Origin of the sequence: Sinomonas atrocyanea, assembly GCF_030811715.1 — a bacterium.
Taxonomy (GTDB): domain Bacteria; phylum Actinomycetota; class Actinomycetes; order Actinomycetales; family Micrococcaceae; genus Sinomonas; species Sinomonas atrocyanea_A.
The window spans coordinates 261,824-282,039 of the sequence record NZ_JAUSRH010000004.1; the positions used below are offsets into that span (position 1 = coordinate 261,824).

20 protein-coding genes and 1 riboswitch are annotated in these 20,216 nt (G+C 71.7%); of the genes, 17 read left to right on the forward strand and 3 right to left on the reverse strand.

The features are described from left to right. Nucleotide 1 precedes the first annotated feature (1 nt). The 7 genes from J2W21_RS09285 to J2W21_RS09315 all read left to right on the forward strand — a co-directional run bounded on the left by J2W21_RS09285 (nucleotide 2) and on the right by J2W21_RS09315 (nucleotide 8,523). The gene (locus J2W21_RS09285) at nucleotides 2-1,537 is read left to right on the forward strand and encodes a bifunctional phosphatase PAP2/diacylglycerol kinase family protein (protein WP_307114210.1); all 1,536 of its coding nucleotides are present in this window, start codon (nucleotides 2-4) and stop codon (nucleotides 1,535-1,537) included. A 162-nt stretch (nucleotides 1,538-1,699) separates the two neighbouring features. Next, the gene (locus J2W21_RS09290) at nucleotides 1,700-2,674 is read left to right on the forward strand and encodes an ABC transporter ATP-binding protein (RefSeq protein WP_307114211.1); all 975 of its coding nucleotides are present in this window, start codon (nucleotides 1,700-1,702) and stop codon (nucleotides 2,672-2,674) included. After that, complete coding sequence (locus J2W21_RS09295) at nucleotides 2,671-3,534, forward strand: ABC transporter permease (protein WP_307114212.1); 864 nt, start codon at nucleotides 2,671-2,673, stop codon at nucleotides 3,532-3,534. Before J2W21_RS09290 ends, J2W21_RS09295 begins: the two co-directional genes overlap by 4 nt. A 7-nt stretch (nucleotides 3,535-3,541) precedes the next feature. Next, the gene (locus J2W21_RS09300) at nucleotides 3,542-4,777 is read left to right on the forward strand and encodes a sensor histidine kinase (protein ID WP_307114213.1); all 1,236 of its coding nucleotides are present in this window, start codon (nucleotides 3,542-3,544) and stop codon (nucleotides 4,775-4,777) included. Next, nucleotides 4,774-5,487, forward strand: coding sequence for a response regulator (locus tag J2W21_RS09305; protein WP_307114214.1), 714 nt, complete (start codon nucleotides 4,774-4,776; stop codon nucleotides 5,485-5,487). The genes J2W21_RS09300 and J2W21_RS09305 overlap by 4 nt, the downstream gene beginning before the upstream one ends. 88 nt (nucleotides 5,488-5,575) lie before the next feature. Then, nucleotides 5,576-5,693, forward strand: a riboswitch (SAM riboswitch). A 38-nt stretch (nucleotides 5,694-5,731) separates the two neighbouring features. Next, nucleotides 5,732-7,075 (forward strand): MFS transporter, encoded by a 1,344-nt coding sequence (locus tag J2W21_RS09310; RefSeq protein WP_307114215.1) that lies wholly within the window; start codon nucleotides 5,732-5,734, stop codon nucleotides 7,073-7,075. 68 nt (nucleotides 7,076-7,143) lie between these two features. Further along, complete coding sequence (locus J2W21_RS09315) at nucleotides 7,144-8,523, forward strand: LLM class flavin-dependent oxidoreductase (RefSeq protein ID WP_307114216.1); 1,380 nt, start codon at nucleotides 7,144-7,146, stop codon at nucleotides 8,521-8,523. Nucleotides 8,524-8,713: 190 nt separating this feature from the next. Here J2W21_RS09315 and J2W21_RS09320 read toward each other — a convergent pair whose 3' ends face one another. After that, nucleotides 8,714-9,919: a S53 family peptidase gene (locus J2W21_RS09320; protein ID WP_307114217.1), complete on the reverse strand. Its 1,206-nt coding sequence runs from the start codon at nucleotides 9,917-9,919 to the stop codon at nucleotides 8,714-8,716. Between the two features lie 248 nt (nucleotides 9,920-10,167). On the opposite strand from J2W21_RS09320, the gene J2W21_RS09325 reads away from it, so the two are divergent. The 3 genes from J2W21_RS09325 to J2W21_RS09335 are packed head-to-tail and all read left to right on the forward strand — an operon-like array spanning nucleotide 10,168 to nucleotide 12,735. Continuing rightward, a complete protein-coding gene (locus J2W21_RS09325; RefSeq protein ID WP_307114218.1) occupies nucleotides 10,168-10,680 on the forward strand; it encodes a hypothetical protein in 513 nt (170 codons plus the stop codon). Continuing rightward, the gene (locus tag J2W21_RS09330) at nucleotides 10,649-11,386 is read left to right on the forward strand and encodes a glutamine amidotransferase (protein ID WP_307114219.1); all 738 of its coding nucleotides are present in this window, start codon (nucleotides 10,649-10,651) and stop codon (nucleotides 11,384-11,386) included. Before J2W21_RS09325 ends, J2W21_RS09330 begins: the two co-directional genes overlap by 32 nt. A 50-nt stretch (nucleotides 11,387-11,436) precedes the next feature. After that, nucleotides 11,437-12,735: a M18 family aminopeptidase gene (locus J2W21_RS09335; RefSeq protein ID WP_307114220.1), complete on the forward strand. Its 1,299-nt coding sequence runs from the start codon at nucleotides 11,437-11,439 to the stop codon at nucleotides 12,733-12,735. A 34-nt stretch (nucleotides 12,736-12,769) separates the two neighbouring features. On the opposite strand, the gene J2W21_RS09340 is transcribed toward J2W21_RS09335, so the two are convergent. After that, nucleotides 12,770-13,426, reverse strand: a complete 657-nt coding sequence (locus J2W21_RS09340) for a DUF1345 domain-containing protein (protein WP_307114221.1) — start codon at nucleotides 13,424-13,426, stop codon at nucleotides 12,770-12,772. A 291-nt stretch (nucleotides 13,427-13,717) separates the two neighbouring features. On the opposite strand from J2W21_RS09340, the gene rpsF reads away from it, so the two are divergent. From rpsF to J2W21_RS09370, 6 genes are all read left to right on the forward strand, one after another. Further along, a complete protein-coding gene (gene rpsF, locus J2W21_RS09345) occupies nucleotides 13,718-14,023 on the forward strand; it encodes a 30S ribosomal protein S6 (RefSeq protein ID WP_066501662.1) in 306 nt (101 codons plus the stop codon). A gap of 63 nt (nucleotides 14,024-14,086) precedes the next feature. Beyond that, complete coding sequence (locus J2W21_RS09350; RefSeq protein WP_307114222.1) at nucleotides 14,087-14,683, forward strand: single-stranded DNA-binding protein; 597 nt, start codon at nucleotides 14,087-14,089, stop codon at nucleotides 14,681-14,683. 78 nt (nucleotides 14,684-14,761) lie between these two features. After that, the gene (gene rpsR / locus J2W21_RS09355; RefSeq protein ID WP_026820365.1) at nucleotides 14,762-15,001 is read left to right on the forward strand and encodes a 30S ribosomal protein S18; all 240 of its coding nucleotides are present in this window, start codon (nucleotides 14,762-14,764) and stop codon (nucleotides 14,999-15,001) included. Nucleotides 15,002-15,017: 16 nt separating this feature from the next. Beyond that, entirely contained in the window at nucleotides 15,018-15,470 is a 453-nt protein-coding gene (gene rplI, locus J2W21_RS09360; RefSeq protein WP_307114223.1) for a 50S ribosomal protein L9, read from the forward strand. 172 nt (nucleotides 15,471-15,642) lie between these two features. Next, complete coding sequence (locus J2W21_RS09365) at nucleotides 15,643-16,317, forward strand: FMN reductase (protein ID WP_307114224.1); 675 nt, start codon at nucleotides 15,643-15,645, stop codon at nucleotides 16,315-16,317. Nucleotides 16,318-16,422: 105 nt separating this feature from the next. Continuing rightward, on the forward strand, nucleotides 16,423-17,565 hold the full coding sequence (locus J2W21_RS09370) for a dipeptidase (protein WP_307114225.1): 1,143 nt from the start codon (nucleotides 16,423-16,425) through the stop codon (nucleotides 17,563-17,565). A gap of 1 nt (nucleotide 17,566) precedes the next feature. On the opposite strand, the gene J2W21_RS09375 is transcribed toward J2W21_RS09370, so the two are convergent. Then, nucleotides 17,567-18,292 (reverse strand): hypothetical protein, encoded by a 726-nt coding sequence (locus J2W21_RS09375; RefSeq protein ID WP_307114226.1) that lies wholly within the window; start codon nucleotides 18,290-18,292, stop codon nucleotides 17,567-17,569. Between the two features lie 469 nt (nucleotides 18,293-18,761). On the opposite strand from J2W21_RS09375, the gene dnaB reads away from it, so the two are divergent. Beyond that, nucleotides 18,762-20,150, forward strand: a complete 1,389-nt coding sequence (dnaB, locus tag J2W21_RS09380) for a replicative DNA helicase (protein WP_307114227.1) — start codon at nucleotides 18,762-18,764, stop codon at nucleotides 20,148-20,150. Nucleotides 20,151-20,216 lie beyond the last annotated feature (66 nt).

Consider the following 20,216-nt stretch of genomic DNA (forward strand, 5'->3'; position numbering starts at 1 on the left):
CATGAGGCGACCCCGCAGGCTCCGCGACCTCCGACCTCCGGGCCTCCCGTTCCATGCCGTCCAGCGCATGGACACCGCCTTGGTCGACCGGGTGGCCCGGCTCCCGCGCGGCCCCTGGGACCCGGCCTTCTCCTGGCTGACCCGGGCCGCCACGCACTCGAAGCTGTGGATCGCCATCGCCGCGGGCCTGGCGCTGAAGAAGGGGCCGCCCCGCCGCGCCGCGGCGCACGGGCTGATGGCCGTGGCGCTCGCCTCCGCGAGCGTGAACCTCGTGGCCAAGCGCCTGCTCCCTCGCGCCCGTCCGCACTCCGAGGCGCTCCCCGTGCACCGCTTCCTCAGCCCCCAGCCCACGAGCTCGTCCCTCCCGAGCGGCCACTCGGCCTCGGCCTTCGCGTTCGCCACGGGGGTCGGCCTGCTGAGCCCTCCCCTCGGGGCCGCGCTTGTCCCGCTGGCCGCCGGCGTGGCCTACTCGCGCGTCCACACCGGTGCGCACTGGCCCAGTGACGTGGTCCTCGGCTCCGCCTGCGGCGTCGGCGCCGCGCTCGTGACGCGCACCTGGTGGGCGCGCCTCGAGACCGCTCCGCCCGCCCGGACGACCCCCGCCCCGGCCCCGGCCCTCGAGCGGGGGGAGGGACTCGCCGTCGTCCTCAACCCGGCGAGCGGGCCCGCGGGGACCGACTCCGCGGCCAGAGTGCGGGAGCTCTTCCCGGCCGCGATGGTCAAGGAGGTCGGCGAGGACGACGACGCCGAGGACGTGGCCCGGACCCTCGCCTCGACCTCCGGCGTCCGCGCCCTCGGCGTCTGGGGAGGAGACGGCACGGTCGGTGCCGTGGCCGGCGTGTGCGCCGACCTCGGCCTGCCCCTCGCGGTGCTCCCGGGCGGGACGTTCAACCACTTCGCCCGCGACCTCGGAGCGCTCGAGGGCGCCGACGTCGCGGCCGCCGTGGCCGCCGGGACGGCACTCGTGTGCGACCTCGGCCGCGTGCGGGCCGCGCGGGGGAACGCCGAGGCGCCCGAGGAGGTGCGCGCGGTCATGCTCAACACGGCGAGCGTGGGGGTCTACCCCAACCTCGTCCGGCGTCGGGACCATCTCCGCCGCCGCCTGCCCTGGCTGCCCAAGCGCGCCGCCGGCACCCTCGCCGCCCTGCGCACGTTCGGCGCCTCGACGCCCACCCGGCTCGAGATCGACGGCGTCCGCCGGAAGGTGTGGACCCTCTACATCGGCCGCGGGCGCTACTGGCCCCGCGACATCGCGCCCCTCGAGCGCCCCATCCTGGACGACGGCGTCCTCGACCTCCGCGCGGCCAGCGCCCGGCCCCGCTTCGCCCGGCTCCGGCTGCTCACGGCCCTGGTCACGGGAACCGCCGAACGGAGCCCGGCCCTGCACGAGTGGGATGCCGAGGAGGTCGAGCTGGCGGCCCTCGGGCGCCCGCTCGTCCTCGCCGTGGATGGCGAGGTGATCCCCGGCGTCCTGCGCGCGACCGTCCGGGTGGAGCGGGGCGCCCTCACGGTGTACTCGCCGCGCGCCGCCGACTGAGCGAGCCGCGACTGGGGGAGCCGCGACTGAGGGAGCCGCGAGGAGTCATCCTTGAGGACGAGGCGCGGCGCTGCGGGCGGGCCAGAGTTCATCCCCGCGGTCGTCGCGGCCGCCCGGATGGCCGCCCTAGCGTGGAACCATGCGAACACGAAGGGGAATGTCATGATCCAGGCGCAAGACCTGGCCAAGGTCTACGGCGACAAGACGGCCGTGGACGGTGTCACCTTCACCGTCCAGCCGGGCCGCGTCACCGGGTTCCTCGGCCCCAATGGTGCCGGCAAGTCCACCACGATGCGCATGATCATGGGCCTCGACGCGCCCACGCGCGGCACCGTGACGGTCAACGGCGAGCCGTACGTGAAGCACCGGGCCCCGCTGCGGGAGATCGGAGCCCTCCTCGAGGCGCGCGCCGTCCACCCCGGCCGCACCGCCTACACCCACCTGCGGGCCCTCGCGGCCACCCACGGCATCCCCGTCTCGCGCGTCAGCGAGGTCATCGAGATGACCGGCCTCGGCGCCGTGGCCCGCAAGAAGGTCAAGGGCTTCTCCCTCGGCATGGGGCAGCGGCTCGGCATCGCCGCCGCCCTGCTCGGCGACCCCCAGGTCGTGGTGCTCGACGAACCCGTCAACGGCCTCGACCCCGAGGGCGTCCTGTGGGTCCGGAACCTCGTGAAGTACCTGGCCTCCGAGGGGCGCACCGTCTTCCTCTCGAGCCACCTCATGAGCGAGATGTCCCAGACCGCGGACCACCTCATCGTGATCGGCCGCGGGAAGATCATCGCGGATGCCCCGATCCAGGACATCCTCAACGGCGAGGGCCGCGCCCGCACCCGGGTCCGCACCGACAGCCCCGAACAGCTCGCCTCGCTCCTCGCCCGCGACGGCGTCAGCATCCAGACCCAGGAGCGCGAGCTCCTCGAGGTCTCCGGGCTCGAGCCGCGCGAGATCGCCCAGGCCGCGCTCGGCGCCGGCGTCCTCGTCTACGAGCTCACCCCCCTGCAGGCGAGCCTCGAGGAGGCCTACCTCGAGCTCACCAAGGACGACGTCGAGTACCGCTCCGACCGTCCCGACGCCGGCCACGCGCCCAGCCTGCCCGCTGCGGGCACCCCAGCCCAGACCCAGGAGGCGAACCGATGAGCACCGCAGTCCAGCATGCCCGCCGCTCCGCGGCACCGGCCCTCAGCGGCCCCACCTTCGTCCGGGTCCTCAGCTCCGAGCGCATCAAGCTCTTCTCGCTCCTGTCGACCAGGATCCTCCTGCTGTGCTCCGTGGTGCTCATGGTCGGCTTCTCAGCCCTGCAGGCGTGGGGGTTCGGCCAGGTCTCGCAGGCCCAGCGCAGCGGCGCCGTGACCAACCCGCGCGAGGCCATCGACGTCTCCGCGCTCCTTCCACAGCTCCCGGTCGCCGGCGTCTCGTTCTCCCAGCTCATCCTCGGCTCGCTGGCCGTGCTCATCATCAGCGCCGAGTTCACCTCCGGCATGTCCCGGGCCACGTTCGCCGCCGTCCCGAAGCGGTGGCCGGTGCTCACGGCGAAGGCCGTGTACGCCGTCCTCGTCGGATTCGTGCTCACCTACGTCGGCGCCTTCCTCGGCGGCCTCGCCGCCCAGCCCATCCTCGGCAACTACAGCCTGCATCTGGACATGGCGAGCTGGGACGTCCAGCGCATCATGCTCCTGAGCGCGGCCTACGTCGCGGCGGTGGCCCTCATGGGCCTCTCCCTCGGTGCGCTCCTGCGGAACTCGGCCGGTGCCATCGTGACCCTCGTCGCGGCCCTGTTCGTCCTGCCGATCATCTTCCAGCTCATCCCGAACGACTTCTTCAAGGAGGCCCGCAAGTACCTCCCCACGAACGCCGCGAACGCGATGATGGAGGCCGGCTCGGACAACCCGCTCAACACGGCCTACCTCGAGCCCTGGCAGGGCACGCTGGTCATCGCCGCCTACGTGGTGGTGCTCCTCTTCGCTGCCTTCACCACGCTCAAGCAGCGGGACGTCTAGGAGGACCGTGCACGCTCCCGGCGCGCAGGCGCTCGCCCTCGCGGTCCCGCCACGGCGGGGCCGCGTGCGCGCGTACCTGGCCGACCGCCCGGTGGCGATGGACTGGATCGTCGTCGCCGCCGCCCTGTTCCTCGCGGTGCCGCTCTTCGCCGAGTACGCCCTGCACGGCAACTGGTGGCAGTTCGCCCTGCTGGCGCTCCAGCAGGCGGTCCTGCTGGGCCGGCGCCGGTCCCCGTGGGCCGTCCTGGTCGTGACGGTCGCGATCGACGCCGCCCTGCTCTACCAGTCCCCGAACAGCTCGGTCATGAGCGCGGCGATCTTCTTCGCCCTCTATGCCGTGGCCGCCTCGGCCCCGGCCCTCATCGCCTTCGGCGCCGCCGTCCTCGCCTCGGTCCCCGCCTCGGCGTACTACGCCTTCGTCTACACCCCCCGCGGGCCCGCCGTGCCGGACAACGCCCACTACGTCGGCCTCGTCGCCGCGGTCTCCGTGCTGCTCATGGACGTCCTCGCCACGGGGCTCGGCGCATGGGTCCGAGGCACGCGCGAGCACCAGGCCGAGATCCGCGCGTGGGCCATGCGCAGGGCCGAGCTGGCCTCAGTCCAGGAGCGCAACCGCATCGCCCGCGAGATGCACGACGTCGTGGCGCACTCGCTCACGGTCATGGTCGCCCTCAGCGACGGCGCCGCGAAGATCGCCGCCAAGGACCCGGACAGGGCCCAGGAGGTCCTCGGCGAGCTGTCCCGCACCGGGCGCACGGCGCTTGCGGACATGCGCCGCGTCCTCGGGGTGCTCCGGGAGCCCGCGGCGGGCGCGAGCCTCGCCCCCGCCCCCGGCACCGAGAGCCTCCAGTCGCTCGTGGCGGGTTTCCGGACCGCGGGCCTCCCGGCCGTCCTCACCCTCACCGGCGCCGCCCCGCCCGCCGACCCCGCCTTCCAGCTGGCCGTCTACCGGATCGTCCAGGAATCCCTGACCAACGCGCTCCGCTACGGGCGGGGGGTCTCCCGCGTCGAGGTCGAGCTGGCACGGGAGGGCGGCACCGTCAGGGTCCGGGTCGAGAACGACGGCGCGGCGGCCGACGGCGCGCCGCCTCGCCTCGGGACGGGCGGCGGCATCGCGGGGATGCGCGAGCGGGCGGCCCTGTACGGCGGCACGCTCCGCGCCGGCCCGCGGCCCGGGGGAGGATGGACCGTGGAGACCGAGCTGCACTGGGACGAGCAGCACTGGGCGGAGGGGGACGCATGAGCGAGACGGAGCACCACGGCGAAGGGCCCCTGCGGCTCCTGCTCGCCGACGACCAGCCCCTCCTGCGGATGGGATTCCGGCTCGTCCTCGAGTCGGAGGACGGCATCGAGGTGGTCGGCGAGGCCGGCAACGGCGCCGAGGCGGTCCGGCTCACCGAGTCGCTGCGGCCCGACGTCGTGCTCATGGACGTGCGGATGCCCGTCATGGATGGCATCGAGGCGACGCGTCGCATCGCCGCCGCCCACAGCCCCGCGCGGGTCATCATCCTCACGACCTTCGACCTCGACGAGTACGCGTTCTCGGGCCTCCAAGCCGGGGCGTCGGCGTTCCTCCTCAAGGACGTCGCGCCCGCCGAACTCGTCCAGGCCGTGCGCCTCGTGGCGAGCGGGGACGCCGTCGTGAGCCCCCGAGTGACCCAGCGGCTCCTCGAGACCTACGTCCGCAGCCCCGGCGCCCCCGCGCGCGGCAACGGGCCAGCCGCGCCGGATCCCCTGCTGAAGGACCTGACGCCCCGCGAGCTCGAGGTCCTGCGGGCGATCTGCGAGGGGCTGAGCAACGCCGAGATCGCGCAGCGGTTCTTCCTCTCCGAGGCGACCGTGAAGAGCCACGTGCGCCGGATCCTCACCAAGCTGCACCTGCGCGACCGGGTGCAGGCCGTGGTCTACGGGTACGAGACTGGGCTCATCATCCCGAGCAACCCCGACTACTGACCCTCCCCAGGCCTCGTGGGGCGAGTGTGAACCTCCGTGACGGACGCGTTTTCGTCCCGCGCCCCGCCCACCGGCAGACTGGGCGAAGAATCAAGAGTTCCGGCATCAAGCCCTGGCTTGCCGGACGGCAACCCTCCGGCTGTAGTGGGGTGCCCCAGGTGAGGATTCGACGGCGTGCGGGACCCCCGGCGTCGTAAGTATGGCGCCTGAGCGAGCCTCGCGCCGCGACCCGAAGAGGACCTTCATGGCCACCCTCCTGAGAACCGAGCCGGGACTCGGCACCGCCCTGCGCGCCAAGCGCCGCATCCTCGCCTCCGCGTTCGTCGGCACCACCATCGAGTGGTACGACTTCTACCTCTACGGCACGGCCTCGGCTCTGGTGTTCAACAAGCAGTTCTTCCCGGACGCGAGCCCGCTCGTGGGCGTCCTCGCCTCCTTCGCCACGTACGCGGTCGGGTTCATCGCCCGGCCCCTCGGCGGCGTCATCTCCGGGCACCTCGGGGACCGGATCGGGCGCAAGGCCCTGCTCGTGGCCTCCCTGCTGACCATGGGCGTCGCCTCGACCCTCATCGGGGTCCTGCCGAACTATGCCTCGATCGGCATCCTCGCCGTGGTGGGCCTCGTGGGCCTCCGGCTCATCCAGGGACTCTCCGCAGGTGCAGAGTGGGGCGGCTCAGCGCTGCTCTCGGTCGAGCACGCCCCGGCGGGGCGGAAGGGCCTGTTCGGCTCCTTCACCCAGGTCGGCTCGGCGGCGGGCATGCTCCTGGCCACGGGCGCCTACGCGCTCACCCAGACGTTCCTCACCCCCGAGCAGTTCCAATCGTTCGGATGGCGGCTGCCGTTCCTCCTCTCCGGGGTCCTCGTCCTCGTCGGCCTGTGGATCCGCCTCGGCGTGACCGACGCGGAGGAGTTCACGGCCGTCAAGGACTCCGAGGGGACCGTGGCCCGGCCCGTGGCCCGCGTGCTGCGCGAGCACCCGCGCGGGATCCTCGTGACCATCGGCATGCGCCTCGTCCAGCCGGCCATCTACACGCTCATGACCGTCTACATCCTCGGCTACCTCAAGGACCGCCGCCACGACACCACCTCGGGTCTGGCCGCGATCCTCATCGTCTCCGCCATCGGGCTGCTCTCGGGCCCGTTCTGGGGCTGGCTCTCCGACCGGGTCGGCCGACGACGCATCGCGGTCGCGGCCGCCGCGGGCGTGGTGGTGCTCATCTGGCCGTTCTTCTGGTTCCTCGACCACGGCAGCCTGACGTTCCTCCCGCTCGTGCTCCTCGTGGGGATGAACATCCTGCATGACGCGATCTACGGCCCGCAGGCCGCATGGTTCGCCGAGCAGTTCCCCACCGAGCTGCGCTACTCGGGCGTCTCCTTCGGCTACCAGGTCGGCACCGTGCTCTCCGCGGCCGTCACCCCGCTCGTCGCCGCCGCCCTGCTCCAGGCTGGCGGAGGGGCGCCGTGGCTCGTGTGCGGCTGGTTCGCCGTCCTCGGCGTCCTCACCACCGTGGCAGCGCTCGCCGCGAAGGACCCGGTCGGCCAGCGCGCCGCTCGGGTGACGACGGCGGCCGCCGGAACGGGCGCCTGAGGCGCCGCCCCGGCGTCGTCCGCGCTCCCGCCGCACCAAGCCCCGCACCCGAACCCGGAAGGAACCCCATGACCAAGCCCCTGCTCCTGAACGCGTTCGAGATGCTCGTGCCGGTGCACCAGTCGCCGGGCCTGTGGCGGCACCCGGACTCGCAGGCCCACCGCTTCGCCGAGCTCGGCTACTGGACTGGGCTCGCCAAGGCCCTCGAGGACGGCGGCTTCCACGGGATCTTCTTCGCGGACGTGCTCGGGCAGTATGACGTCTACGGCGGCAGCGCCGACGCGGCCGTGCGCGGCGGGGTCCAGTACCCGGCCCTTGACCCGCTGCTGATCGTGTCCGCGCTCGCCGCGGCGACCGAGCGGCTCGGCTTCGGCGTCACCGCCTCCGTCACCTACGACCACCCGTACCTCCTGGCCCGCAGGTTCGGCACGCTCGACCACCTCACCGGCGGCCGGCTCGCGTGGAACATCGTCACCTCGTACCAGGAGTCGGCCGCGCGGAACCTCGGCCTCGACACCCAGGTGCCGCACGACGAGCGCTACGACCGCGCCGAGGAGTTCATGGACGTGGCCTACAAGCTGTGGGAAGGCTCGGTGGACGACGGCGCGCTGGTCGCCGACGCCGCGGCGAACCTCTTCGCGGACCCGGCAGGGGTCCGGGGGATCGCGCACGACGGCGACGCCTACCGGGTGCCCGGGCCCGCCTTGGTCGGGCCCTCCCCGCAGCGGACCCCGCTGCTGTTCCAGGCCGGGGCCTCGGCCCGGGGGAAGGCGTTCGCCGCGAAGCACGCCGAGGCCGTGTTCTTCTCGAGCTCGACGCCCGCGCAGGCCAAGAAGTTCACCGACGGTCTGCGGGCGGAGCTCGCCGCCGCAGGCCGCGCGCCGGAGTCCGTGAAGGCCTTCAACCTCGCGACGGTCATCGTGGCCGAGACGGACGAGGCCGCCGCGGCGAAGCTCGCCGAGTACGAGTCCTACGTGGACACCGACGCGGCGCTCGCGCTGTTCGCCGGGTGGACCGGGGTGGACCTGTCCGGGCTCGACCAGGACGCCCCGCTGACGTACATCAGGAGCGAGGCCAACCAGTCCGCGCTCGCGCAGTTCACGCTGCTGGATCCGGAACGGACGTGGACCCTGCGAGAGGTCGCGAAGTTCATCTCGATCGGCGGCCGGGGGCCCGTCATCGTGGGCTCCCCGGCCACGGTCGCGGACGAGCTCGAGCGCTTCGCCGTCGTGGGGGGCGTGGACGGCTTCAACCTGACCTCGGCCGTCCGGCCGGCCGACCTGCTCGAATTCGCCCGGCTCGTGACGCCCGAGCTGCGCCGCCGCGGACTCCTCGCCGAGGGCGCCCCGGGCGCCACGTTCCGGGAGACCGTCCTCGGCGCCGGGCCGCGTCTGGCCGCCGACCACCCGGCGCGGCGAGTGGCCGGCGTCGTCCCTGCGACCGCCTGACGCAACCCCGGCCCCCATGGTTGAGGGGTCATATCCCAAGCTTGAGGGGTCATATCCCTGCCCGTTCGGCAGGGACATGACCCCTCAACCCCTCAACGCAGGGACATGACCCCTCAACGCAGGGAGGTGACCCCTCAACGCAGGGAGGTGACCCCTCAACGCAGGGAGGTGACCCCTCAGGGAAGGCCGGTCAGAAGCCGCCCACCCCGTTGGGCGTGCCGAGGCCCGTGGGGCCGTCCCAGCCCGCGCCGGCGGTGCACCACTGGGACGTGGGGCACGTGCCGTTCGAGCCGCTCGTCACGTCGAACAGGCTCGAGGAGTGGCCGTACGGGATCGAGTTCGCGTACGTGCCCGTCGCTGCCGAGCCCGTGTTGCCGCTGAGGGCGTACACGGAGGAGATGATCGGGGAGGCCTCGCTCGTGCCGCCGAACTGGCCCCACGTCGAGGCGCTGCTCGAGGTCGGGTAGTAGACGGCCAGGCCGCCGTAGTTCGGGTCGGCCGCAGCCGAGACGTCCGCCATTGCGCGGTTGGCGCACCCGGTGTTGAACGGGGCCGCCGCCGGGAGCGCGGCGTTGTACGTCGAGCAGCCGGAACCGGCGCCGCTCCATGCGGACTCCGTCCAGCCGCGCGTGTTCGAGGCAGCCGTCAGGGACGTGCCGCCCACGGCCGTGACATAGCTCGAGGACGCCGGGTAGGAGCCACCCTGGTAACCGTTGTCCCCCGTGCTCGCGGTGACCGCGATGCCCGGGAAGTTGTAGTACTTCCCGTAGGTGGCGTCGGAGGCGTCGGAACCGCCGTAGGAGTTGGAGATCGCCACGACCCCGGGGGTCTTGGCGGCCGCCTGCACAGCCGCACCGAGGTCCGCGAAGCTCGCCGACTTGGCCTGGAACACCGCGATCTTGCAGTCGGGGCACGCGGCCGAGACCGCGTCGACGTCGAGCGCCTGCTCCTGGGACCAGCCGAGGTCGAACCGCGGGAGGCTCGTGCCACCGGTCTGGTTGCGCACCGTCAGGCAGCCGCTCGTGGAGGTGCAGGCGGGTAGCCCGAACTGCGAGCGGTACACCCCGAGGTCACGCTCGAGGTTGGGGTACCCGTAGGCGTCCACGATGGCGACCGTCCGCCCGCCCGAGGATGCCCCGGTGAGCTTGTACGCGTTGCGGAGCTGGGCCGGGGTGAGGGCCGTGGACGGAGGGGCCGCGTTGCTCGTGACGGGCTTGCCCGTCGGATCTGCGGCCTGCCGGGCGGTGCACGCGGCATCGCCCGCGCGCGGTGTGGAGCAGACCTGGATGGAGCGGTCGGAGTGCGGGTTCGGACCGGGGTTTGCCGATGCCGGAGCTGCTGCGGCGACGCCCGCGAGCAGCAGGCCTGCCGCCGCTGCGGTGAGGAGCTTCCTCATGTCTTGCCCTTCTGGTTGGGGGACAACGCGATGTCACGCCGGGTAGACGATTTACATCATGAGTCTTGACTACTTTCGTCATACCGACGGGGGAACACTCCCAGTCATCAGGTTCCGCGGCAAGGGTGCGGCCGATATTGCCAGCAAACTCTCAGTTGCATATCCGGACGAGCCAACCCTGTCCAAGCAGCCTCACTGCAGCCGCCGGGTCCGCCATCCGCCCGGCAGCCCTGCTCCGAATGCTCTGCATGGACAGGGAATCTCGCCTTGGGCGCCGCAGGTCGGCCGCAGCGGCACTGGCCGGCGGTCCGGTGGCGGTGGGCCTTGGACTCGTGGCCCACCTTGTCTCGGGCGGGGCTGCGCCGCCGGCGGGGGTGCTCGCAGCGCTCGCCGTGCTCGTGAGTCTCCTCGCCGCCGCGGCGGCCCGCGCGCCCCTCGCCCCGTGGATGCTCGCGCTCGGCAGCGGCGCCCTCCAGCAGGTCCTGCACCTCGCCTTCACGGCGCTTGCCGGCCCCAGCGGTCCTCTCTTCCCCGCCGCGGGGCACGCACACCACGGCGCAGTGTCAACGGCGGCAGCGGCGGCGGCCACCCCCGGCCCGGGCGTGCCCTTGGACTTCCACCTCCTCGTGGTCGCGCACATCGCGGCGGCGCTCCTGACTGTCCTCGCCCTCACCGCCGCGACACGGGTCGCAGCTTCGCTGCAGGCGCCGGGGAGCCGACAATATCGTCATGAGGCCCTTCCTTCTGCTGGCATCCCGTGACCACGACGAAGTGGCGGACGACGAGTACCGGGCCTTCTGCGCCTACGCCGGTCTCGAGCCCGAGCACCTGCACCGCGTCCGCGCCGAGGCCGGTCCGCTCCCGCAGATCCGGCTCGAGGACTACTCGGGGGTGATCCTCGGCGGCAGCCCGTTCACCGCCTCGGACCCGGGCGAGGAGAAGGGGCCCGTCCAGCGCCGCGTCGAGGAGGAGATCGGGGTGCTGCTGCGCCGGATCGTCGAGGCAGACTTTCCGTTCCTCGGCGCCTGCTACGGCGTGGGGCTCCTCGGCGGCCACATGGGTGCCGTCATCGACCGCCACTTCGGCGAGCCCGTCGGGCCCGTGAAGGTGAGGCTGAGCGCCGTCGGCCTCCGCGACCCCCTCTGTGCCGGCCTCGAACCGGCCTTCCACGCTTTCGTGGGCCACAAGGAAGCCGTCCGAACGCTTCCGCCGCACGCCGCCCTGCTCGCCGGCTCGGACACGTGCCCGGTGCAGATGTTCCGCTTCCGCCGCAACCTGTACGCGACCCAGTTCCACCCGGAGCTCGACGTCGCGGGGCTCGAACGGCGCATCGACGCCTACCGGCACTCGGGCTACTTCCCGCCGCACGAGGCCGAGCAGGTCAAGGAGCGCGCCCGCGGCACCCAGGTGAGCGAGCCGCAGAAGATCCTGGCCAACTTCGTCAGCCGCTACGCCGCGGGGGACTAGCGGGGCGGCGGGCCGCCGGACGCGGGAGCCGGGCTGGCTAGACTCGTAGCATGCCTACCGCCGCGCATGCGCACGCCCTGGACCTCGGCCGCTTCGTCATGGCCTCGCCATCGAGCTTCCATGCCGCCGCCGAGGGCACGCGGCGGCTCGCCGAGGAGGGGTTCGCGGTCCTCTCCGAGTCCGACGAGTGGCCCGACGCCCCCGGGAGGTACGCGGTGGTCCGGGACGGGGCACTCATCGCGTGGACCGTGCCCGAGGGCGCAGGCCCCACCACCCCGTTCCGCATCCTCGGCGCGCATACCGACTCGCCGTCCTTCAAGCTCAAGCCCAAGCCCACCACCGGCCGGCTCGGCTGGCTGCAGGCCGGAGTCGAGGTGTACGGCGGGCCGCTGCTGAACTCCTGGCTCGACCGGGAGCTGCGCCTCGCCGGCCGCCTCGTGACGCTCGACGGCGCGCAGCACCTCGCCGCGACCGGCCCCCTCCTGCGCTTCCCGCAGCTCGCGATCCACCTCGACCGGGCCGTCAACGAGGGCCTCGCCCTGAAGAAGCAGCAGCACATGAACCCCGTCTGGGGCCTCGGAGACCCGTCCGACGAGGACCTCCTCGGGGTGCTCGCCGAGGCCGCCGGCGTGGACCCGGACCAGGTGGGCGGGTACGACGTCGTGGTCGCGGACATCCAGGAGCCTGCGGTCTTCGGCGCGCACGGCGAGTTCTTCGCCTCGGGGCGGCTGGACAACCTCTCCTCCGTGCATGCGGGCCTCGTGGCCCTCGTCCAGGCCGCGGAGGCCGCGGAGGCCGCGCCGGGGGAGGGCGGCCCGATCGCCGTGCTCGCCGCCTTCGACCACGAGGAGGTCGGCTCGGCCTCCCGCTCGGGCGCGTCCGGCCCGTTCCTCGAGGACGTGCTGGCCCGCATCGGCGACGCCTTGGGCGCGACGGCGACCGAGCGGCGTCGTGCGCTCGCGGCGTCGTGGCACCTCTCAGCGGACGCCGGCCACGCCGTCCACCCCAACTACGCCGAGCGCCACGACCCAACCAACCACCCGCTCCTGGGCGGCGGCCCGCTGCTGAAGATCAACGCGAACCAGCGCTACGCCACCGACGCCCCCGGAGCGGCCCTCTGGGCGAAGCTGTGCGGCGAGGCGGAGGTGCCGTACCAGGAGTTCGTCTCCAACAATGACGTGCCGTGCGGATCCACGATCGGGCCGCTGACCGCAACCCGCCTGGGCATCCGGACGGTGGACGTGGGCATCCCGCTGCTGTCGATGCACTCGGCCCGCGAGCTGGCCGGGGTGCAGGACCCGTGGCGGCTGTCCCGCGCCGTGGAGCGCTTCTTCGCCCACGCAGGCTGAGCCGGGCCGCGGCGACCGGGCGGAGTCGGACCGGCTAGCCCGCCAGGCCGATGACGAGGTTGATGGTCGCCGCGAGGATGAGGGTCGCGAACACGTACGCGAGGATGCTGTGCTTGAGCGCCTCCGTGCGGATGGCACGGGTCCTTATGGCGGTGTCGGACACCTGGTAGGTCATGCCGAGGCTGAAGGCCATGTAGGCGATGTCCGTGTACTGCGGAGGCTCGTCCTGGTTGAAGTCGATGCCGCCCTCGGGGGTCGCGTAGTACAGCTCCGTGTAGCGCAGCGTGAAGAGGGTGTGCAGCATCAGCCACGAGGCCGCCACGACGGTGAGGGCGAGGAACGCCAGCGCGGCCTTCGCCGGGCCGTTGGCATTGTTGCCGGAGACGATGACGATCACCACGGCGATGATGGCCGCGACATTGGCGCTCAGGATCAGGAACTCGCGCGCGCTGCGGCGGGGGTCCTCCTGGCGCGCGTGGATGCGCGTCTCCTCGGGGTCCATGGGGGTGATGCGCACCCAGACCCAGACGTCATAGACGAGGGCGGCCGCGCCCCAGCCGGCGGCGGGCGCGTGCCACCACGAGCTGAAGATGCCGGTCAGGACGGCCACGACCACTCCGACGGCGAACATGATCCACACGCGGCGGCGCGCGGTCCGGGCACGGTGGGTGAGCTCGGCATCTGGCTTCATGCGCCCGATCCTTACAGCCGAGTCTGGGAATCCGGCGAGTCCTCCCCACAGGCGCGCTCCCGGCGTGTCGTCCACATAGGGGCTGCCGCACGTACGACGTCGGGCGGCCGGCGCTAGCGTGGATCGCGGGACGGCTGCCCGGCCCGGTCGGGGGACGGGCCCGGATCGGGTAGACTTGTGCAGTCTGTGCGCCACCTCCCGCCCTCCGCGGGGACGGCGCACGGGCGCGCACATGAACCTCCTGTTGCGGAAAGACCGCAACCGCTTAGCCCGAAGGAGGTGGGTTCACACATGCGTCCTTACGAACTGATGGTCCTCATCGACCCCGAGGTCGACGAGCGCACGGTCCAGCAGTCGCTGGATAAGTTCCTCTCTGTGGTCACCACCAGCGGTGGCTCCATCGACAAGGTGGACATCTGGGGTCGTCGCCGCCTGGCGTACGACATCAAGAAGAAGAACGAGGCGATCTACGCCGTCGTCAACTTCACCGCTGAGCCGGCCACGGCCCAGGAGCTGGACCGCCAGCTCTCCCTCAACGAGACGATCCTGCGCACCAAGATCATCCGCCCCGAGGACCAGAAGGTGTCCGCCAAGTAGTCTTGGCGTGATTCCCTCAAGTACATCGATCTTCAGCACGCGTCGGACGAACCAGGAGGAAGCATGGCAGGCGAGACCACCATTACGGTGATCGGCAATCTGACGAATGATCCCGAGCTGCGGTTCACGCCGTCGGGCTCTGCTGTGGCCAATTTCACCGTGGCCTCGACCCCGCGCACGTTCGACCGCCAGGCCAACGAGTGGAAGGACGGGGAGACCCTGTTCCTCCGCGCGTCGATCTGGCGCGAGGCTGCCGAGAACGTCGCCGAGTCCCTCACCAAGGGCATGCGCGTGATCGTCTCCGGTCGCCTGAAGAGCCGTTCGTACGAAACCAAGGAAGGCGAGAAGCGCACCGTCATCGAACTCGAGGTCGACGAGATCGGCCCGAGCCTGCGCTACGCGTCCGCGAAGGTCAACCGCACCCAGCGCTCCGGCGGCCAGGGCGGCAACTTCGGCGGAGGCCAGGGCGGGAACTTCGGCGGCGGCTCCTCCGGTGGCAACTGGGGCGGCAACCAGGGTTCGCAGAACCAGGGTGGCGGCTCCGGCGGCAGCTGGGGCGGCGGCGGCGGCCAGCAGCAGGACGACCCGTGGGCAACCCCGGGCGTCAGCAGCTCTGGCGGCGGCTGGGGCACGGGCAACGACTCCGAGCCCCCGTTCTGATCGACTCACCTTCCACATCGCACATCACAACCATCCCGTGGCTGATGCCACGGGCTCCAGAGACTAAGGAGCTCCACGATGGCCAAGGCTGAAATCCGTAAGCCGAAACCAAAGTCCAACCCCTTGAAGGCCGCTGACATCACCGTCATCGACTACAAGGACGTCGCCCTGCTGCGCAAGTTCATCTCGGACCGCGGCAAGATCCGCGCGCGTCGGGTGACCGGCGTGTCCGTGCAGGAGCAGCGCAAGATCGCCCAGGCGATCAAGAACGCCCGCGAGGTCGCCCTGCTCCCCTACTCCGGCGCTGGCCGCGGCTGAGAAGGGAAGCAATCTCATGGCAAAGCTCATTCTGACGAACGAGGTGACGGGTCTCGGCTCCGCCGGTGACGTCGTCGAGGTCAAGGACGGCTACGCGCGCAACTACCTGCTGCCGCGTGGCTTCGCGGTCACGTGGTCCAAGGGCGGGGAGAAGCAGGTCGACCAGATCCGCGCCGCCCGTGAGGCACGTGCCCACAAGTCGCTCGAGGCCGCCCAGGCCCAGGCCGCCGCTCTCGCGGGCACCCCGGTGCGCCTCGAGGTGAAGGCCGGCAAGGAAGGCCGCCTGTTCGGGACCGTCCGCCCGGACGCGGTTGCCGGTGCTGTCGAGGCCGCTGGCCTCGGCGCCATCGACAAGCGCAAGGTGGTCATCCCCGGCCACATCAAGTCCACCGGCAAGTACGAGGTCTCTGTGCGCCTGCACGACGAGGTCTCGGCCGTGGTCAACCTTGAGGTCGTCGCCGCGAAGTAGTCTGCGGCACCGACCCATGCCACCAGGCATGACGGGTTTGGAGAAGGGCCCCCACCGTTCACGCGGTGGGGGCCCTTCCGCATTCGGCGCTCGCGCCGGGGAATACAGTCCGGGATCTGCCCGTTGGAGGAGGTAGATGCAAAAGCATGTACTTCGAGAGCAAGGCAGGATCATGGCAGCCAGCACGTCCATCGTCGTCATCTCCGCGGGCCTCGGCGTCCCCTCGTCGAGCCGGCTGCTCGCGGACCAGCTCTCCGCGGCGGCCGAGAGGCTGGGCCATGCCGCGGGGCTCGACCCCGTGGTCACCACGTTCGAGCTCCGCGACCTCGCCGTGGACATCGCCAACAACTTCGTGACCGGCTACGCGGCCCCCGACCTCGCCGAGGCGATCTCCGCCGTGGAGCGCGCCGATGCCATCATCGCCGTCACCCCGGTCTTCTCGGCCAGCTACAGCGGCCTCTTCAAGTCCTTCATTGACGTGCTCGAGCCGCGCTCCCTCGAGGGCAAGCCGGTGCTCCTCGGGGCCACAGGGGGCACGGCCCGGCACAGCCTCGTGCTCGACCTCGCACTGCGCCCGCTCTTCAGCTACCTGCGGACGCGGACGGTGCCCACGGGCGTGTTCGCGGCCCCGACCGATTGGGGCCAGGGCGACGCGGAAGGTGTCCAGTCCGCGGGCCTCCCGGCCCGGATCGAGCGCGCTGCCGCCGAGCTCGTGCGCGACCTGGCGGCGTCCCGGCCCGAGGCGTCCGCCGAGGGCGCCCGGACGCTTCCGTCCGCGGCCACCCGCCCCGAGGACAAGTCCTTCGAGGAGCTCCTCGCCGACCTCACCGCCCCCCGCACCTCCTGAGAGCCACGTTCTGGGCCCCCCTGAGGGTCGTCTCCTGACCGCTAGGTTCTGGGGGGCACCAGACGTGGCCTCCAGAGGGTGACCCGGCAGACGTACGATGGCGGGATGCAGCAGCCAGCCCCCGGCCACGCGCCGGTCTTCGACGGCCACAACGACCTTCCCTGGGCCCTCCGCCAGGACTTCGGCTACGACGTCGCCGCGGCCGCACTCGGGGCGCGCCAGCCCCGCCTGCATACCGACATCCCGCGGCTGCGCGAAGGGGGCGTCGGCGCGCAGTTCTGGTCTGTCTTCGTCCCCTCGACACTGGGCCCGGCCGAGTCGGTCGTCGCCACGCTCGAGCAGATCGACTGCGTGCGCCGCATCGCGGCTGCACACCCGGACGTGTTCGAGCTGGCCCGCACCGCCGACGAGGTGCGCGGCGCCGCTGGCCGGGGCCGCATCGCCTCCCTCATGGGAGCCGAGGGCGGCCACAGCATCGCCGGCTCGCTCGCCGTGCTGCGGATGCTTGCCCAGCTCGGCGTGGGCTACATGACCCTCACGCACAATGACGACGTCCCCTGGGCCTGCTCGGCCACCGGCGCGGCGATGGCGGCGGGCCGCGACACCGGCCTGACCGGGTTCGGGCGCGAGGTCGTCGCCGAGATGAACGGTCTGGGGATGCTCGTGGACCTCTCGCACGTCTCACCGCAGACCATGGTGGACGCGCTCGATGCGACGAGCGCTCCCGTGATCTTCTCCCACTCCTCGGCCCGCGCGGTCTGCGACCACCCCCGCAACGTGCCCGACCATGTCCTCGAGCGCCTCCCCGCGAACGGCGGCGTCCTCATGGTCACGTTCGTGCCCAAGTTCGTCTCCGAGCCGTGCCGCGAGCACGCCCTCGCCGTCCGCGAGACGCGCCTCTCGCTCGGCCTTCCCGTGGATTTCCATGACGTCGCCCCCGAGGAGGACCCGCAGGCCGCCGCAGAATTCGCGGCCTGGCTTGAGTCCCATCCCGCACCCGAGGCGACGATCGACGACGTCGTGCGCCACCTCGAGCACGCCCGTGAGGTCGTGGGCCCCCTCCACCTCGGCCTCGGCGGCGACTTCGACGGCACCACGGACCTGCCCCGGGGCATGGATGGCGTAGCCGGCTACGGCCCGGTGCTCTCGGCCCTGGCGGAGCGGGGCTGGCCGCGGGAGGACCTCGACGCGCTGTGCTGGGGCAATGTGCTGCGGGCGCTCGAGGGCGCCCAAGAGGCGGCGGTCTAGCTCACAGCAGTGCGACGAACGCCCGCGCGTCCTCGATGCTGATGTCCGAGTGGCGGTGCAGCATCTGCGCCGCGTCCTCGGCGTCCCCGATCCGGGCGAGGGACTTGATCTCGTTGTAGATCTCGTCGTTGAGCATGTTGGAGGCGACCTCGAGGGTCTGCCGGCCGTTGCTCACGATGGCGCGGTATCGGTAGGGGAACCGCTCGGGGCGCCCCTCGCCGGGGCCTCCGGAACGCGAGCCACCGGCCGACGGCGCGCCCTCCACGCTCCTCGCCGGTTCCCCCGACGCTTCTGCCGCGCTACGCCGCGCGACGGCGGGCGGCTGCTCGGACGCCGCGGGCTCCACGGGCGCTGGGGGCTGCACGGGTTCGGCGGGCTGCTGGGGCGCCGGCTGGGCCTCCGGCACGGGCGTGGGCCCGGGGGTGCGGAAGGCCTGGGGGTAGCGGTCCAGCAGGATGACGGCGTTGCGCGCCTCCACGAGTCCGGAGCCCGTGGCCTCGCGGTAGGCGGCGATGGCCTGGACGGTGAGGCCGCGGGCGATGAGCGAGTAGACGGCGCGGTGCTGGGCCTCGTTCAGCCGGGCGGAGGCGGCCGCCGCGGCGGCGGGCCCTCCCGAGAGGGCGCCCTCGAGGGATTCCCTGCTGCGCCGTGCGCCGGCGCGGAGCACGAAGACGACGATGGCAGCGACGACGAGGAGGATCAGGAGCGGAGGCAGGAGGTTTTGCATGAGGGCTTCTCGGGTGGCGGAGTGGGCACTTCCAGCGTAGTGCCTGCGGTCATCCGCCTGCGAGAGAGCGCGTGCATGCCGCGCAGCGCATGGTCCGGAAGGCCTCCGGACCGAGCATGTGGCCTGCGCCACATGAGGACGATGTGCATGTGTGGCCGTGCATGGATCGGGGCGCGGCCAGGAGCCGGAGCTGTGGATTGCGGCTGTGGACAAACTTCTTGCATCCACAGGATGTTCACGGAGTTTTCCCACGTCAGAGGCCGGTTTTGAATCTAGGCGGAGAGTTGTCCACAGATATCCACAGCTCCGTGAACATGCGGAGCGGCTTTTCCCACAGGTTGTCCACAGGGCTGGTGAAAACCCAGCTTCACGACTGTCGGTAGGCACCGATACGGTGTGCACGTCCCTCCGGAGGCGCGATCTCGACGGCCGGCTCCGGGACAATTGCCAGCGGTCCGAGGTGTTGCCCATGTCCACGTCCCACGTCGATTCAGCACCGTCCTTCCGGGACTCGGACGCGGCGCGCACTCCGCCGCAGGACATCGTGGCGGAGCAGTCCGTGCTCGGAGGCATGATGCTCTCCAAGGACGCGATTGCGGACGTGGTGGAGGTGGTGCGCGGCATCGACTTCTACCGCCCGGCGCATGAGGCCATCTACGAGGCGATCATCGATCTCTACGGCCGCGGCGAGCCCGCGGACGCCGTGACCGTCTCGGACGAGCTGACCAAGCGCGGTGAGATCAACCGGGTGGGCGGCCCCGCGTACCTCCACGAACTCATCCAATCCGTGCCCACGGCGGCCAACGCAGGCTACTACGCGGAGATCGTCGCCGAGCGCGCCGTGCTGCGCCGCCTCGTCGGGGCCGGCACCAAGATCGTCCAGCTCGGCTACGGGCAGGACGGCGAGGTCGAGGACCTCGTCAACCAGGCCCAAGCCGAGGTCTACGCCGTGGCCGAGCGCCGCACGGCCGAGGACTACGTCCCGCTCTCCCAGGTCATGGAGGGGGCCATGGACGAGATCGAGGCGGCCGGCCACCGCGGCGGGGGCATGACCGGGGTCCCCACAGGCTTCTACGAGCTGGACGAGCTCACCCACGGGCTCCACCCGGGCCAGATGATCGTCATCGCCGCGCGCCCGGCTGTGGGAAAGTCGACGTTCGCGCTCGACTTCGCGCGCTCCGCCGCGATCAAGCACAAGATGGCCACGGTGTTCTTCTCGCTCGAGATGGGCCGGAACGAGATCGCGATGCGCCTCATGAGCGCAGAGGCATCGATCCAGCTGCAGGACCTCCGCCGCGGAACCCTCCGTGACGACCAGTGGGCCAAGATCGCCTCGGTGCTCGGCCCCCTCAACGAGTCGCCGCTCTTCATCGACGACTCGCCCAACATGTCCCTCATGGAGATCCGGGCCAAGTGCCGCCGCCTCAAGCAGCAGCACGACCTCAAGCTCGTGGTGCTCGACTACCTCCAGCTCATGTCCAGCGGCAAGAAGGTGGAGAGCCGCCAGCAGGAGGTCTCCGAGTTCTCCCGTGCCCTCAAACTGCTCGCCAAGGAGCTCGGCGTCCCGGTCATCGCCCTGTCCCAGCTCAACCGAGGCTCCGAGCAGCGCACCGACAAGCGCCCGATGGTCTCGGACCTGCGCGAATCGGGCTCGATCGAGCAGGATGCGGACATGGTGATCCTTCTCCACCGTGAGGACGTCTACAACAAGGAGTCGCCACGCGCCGGCGAGGCGGACATCCTCGTGGCCAAGCACCGCAACGGCCCGACCAAGGACATCGTCGTCGCGTTCCAGGGCCACTACTCGCGTTTCGCCAACATGGCCGCCGATGCCGGCGGCGAGGGTGGCGGCTTCTAGCGGGGATCCCCCTGTCCAAGCGGGTGTGATCCATGCCACTCTGGTGGGGTCGCCCACCTCGGGGCG

Excerpts from the sequence above, each read along its gene's own strand:
- J2W21_RS09375 (WP_307114226.1), bottom strand. The coding sequence starts at position 18,292 with ATGCAAAACCTCCTGCCTCCGCTCCTGATCCTCCTCGTCGTCGCTGCC.
- J2W21_RS09315 (WP_307114216.1), top strand. The coding sequence starts at position 7,144 with ATGACCAAGCCCCTGCTCCTGAACGCGTTCGAGATGCTCGTGCCGGTG.
- J2W21_RS09285 (WP_307114210.1), top strand. The coding sequence starts at position 2 with ATGAGGCGACCCCGCAGGCTCCGCGACCTCCGACCTCCGGGCCTCCCG.
- J2W21_RS09310 (WP_307114215.1), top strand. The coding sequence starts at position 5,732 with ATGGCCACCCTCCTGAGAACCGAGCCGGGACTCGGCACCGCCCTGCGC.
- J2W21_RS09290 (WP_307114211.1), top strand. The coding sequence starts at position 1,700 with ATGATCCAGGCGCAAGACCTGGCCAAGGTCTACGGCGACAAGACGGCC.
- J2W21_RS09305 (WP_307114214.1), top strand. The coding sequence starts at position 4,774 with ATGAGCGAGACGGAGCACCACGGCGAAGGGCCCCTGCGGCTCCTGCTC.
- J2W21_RS09350 (WP_307114222.1), top strand. The coding sequence starts at position 14,087 with ATGGCAGGCGAGACCACCATTACGGTGATCGGCAATCTGACGAATGAT.
- J2W21_RS09340 (WP_307114221.1), bottom strand. The coding sequence starts at position 13,426 with ATGAAGCCAGATGCCGAGCTCACCCACCGTGCCCGGACCGCGCGCCGC.
- rplI (WP_307114223.1), top strand. The coding sequence starts at position 15,018 with ATGGCAAAGCTCATTCTGACGAACGAGGTGACGGGTCTCGGCTCCGCC.
- J2W21_RS09365 (WP_307114224.1), top strand. The coding sequence starts at position 15,643 with ATGGCAGCCAGCACGTCCATCGTCGTCATCTCCGCGGGCCTCGGCGTC.
- J2W21_RS09330 (WP_307114219.1), top strand. The coding sequence starts at position 10,649 with ATGAGGCCCTTCCTTCTGCTGGCATCCCGTGACCACGACGAAGTGGCG.
- J2W21_RS09335 (WP_307114220.1), top strand. The coding sequence starts at position 11,437 with ATGCCTACCGCCGCGCATGCGCACGCCCTGGACCTCGGCCGCTTCGTC.
- rpsF (WP_066501662.1), top strand. The coding sequence starts at position 13,718 with ATGCGTCCTTACGAACTGATGGTCCTCATCGACCCCGAGGTCGACGAG.
- J2W21_RS09325 (WP_307114218.1), top strand. The coding sequence starts at position 10,168 with ATGGACAGGGAATCTCGCCTTGGGCGCCGCAGGTCGGCCGCAGCGGCA.
- J2W21_RS09370 (WP_307114225.1), top strand. The coding sequence starts at position 16,423 with ATGCAGCAGCCAGCCCCCGGCCACGCGCCGGTCTTCGACGGCCACAAC.
- rpsR (WP_026820365.1), top strand. The coding sequence starts at position 14,762 with ATGGCCAAGGCTGAAATCCGTAAGCCGAAACCAAAGTCCAACCCCTTG.
- J2W21_RS09320 (WP_307114217.1), bottom strand. The coding sequence starts at position 9,919 with ATGAGGAAGCTCCTCACCGCAGCGGCGGCAGGCCTGCTGCTCGCGGGC.
- J2W21_RS09295 (WP_307114212.1), top strand. The coding sequence starts at position 2,671 with ATGAGCACCGCAGTCCAGCATGCCCGCCGCTCCGCGGCACCGGCCCTC.
- dnaB (WP_307114227.1), top strand. The coding sequence starts at position 18,762 with ATGTCCACGTCCCACGTCGATTCAGCACCGTCCTTCCGGGACTCGGAC.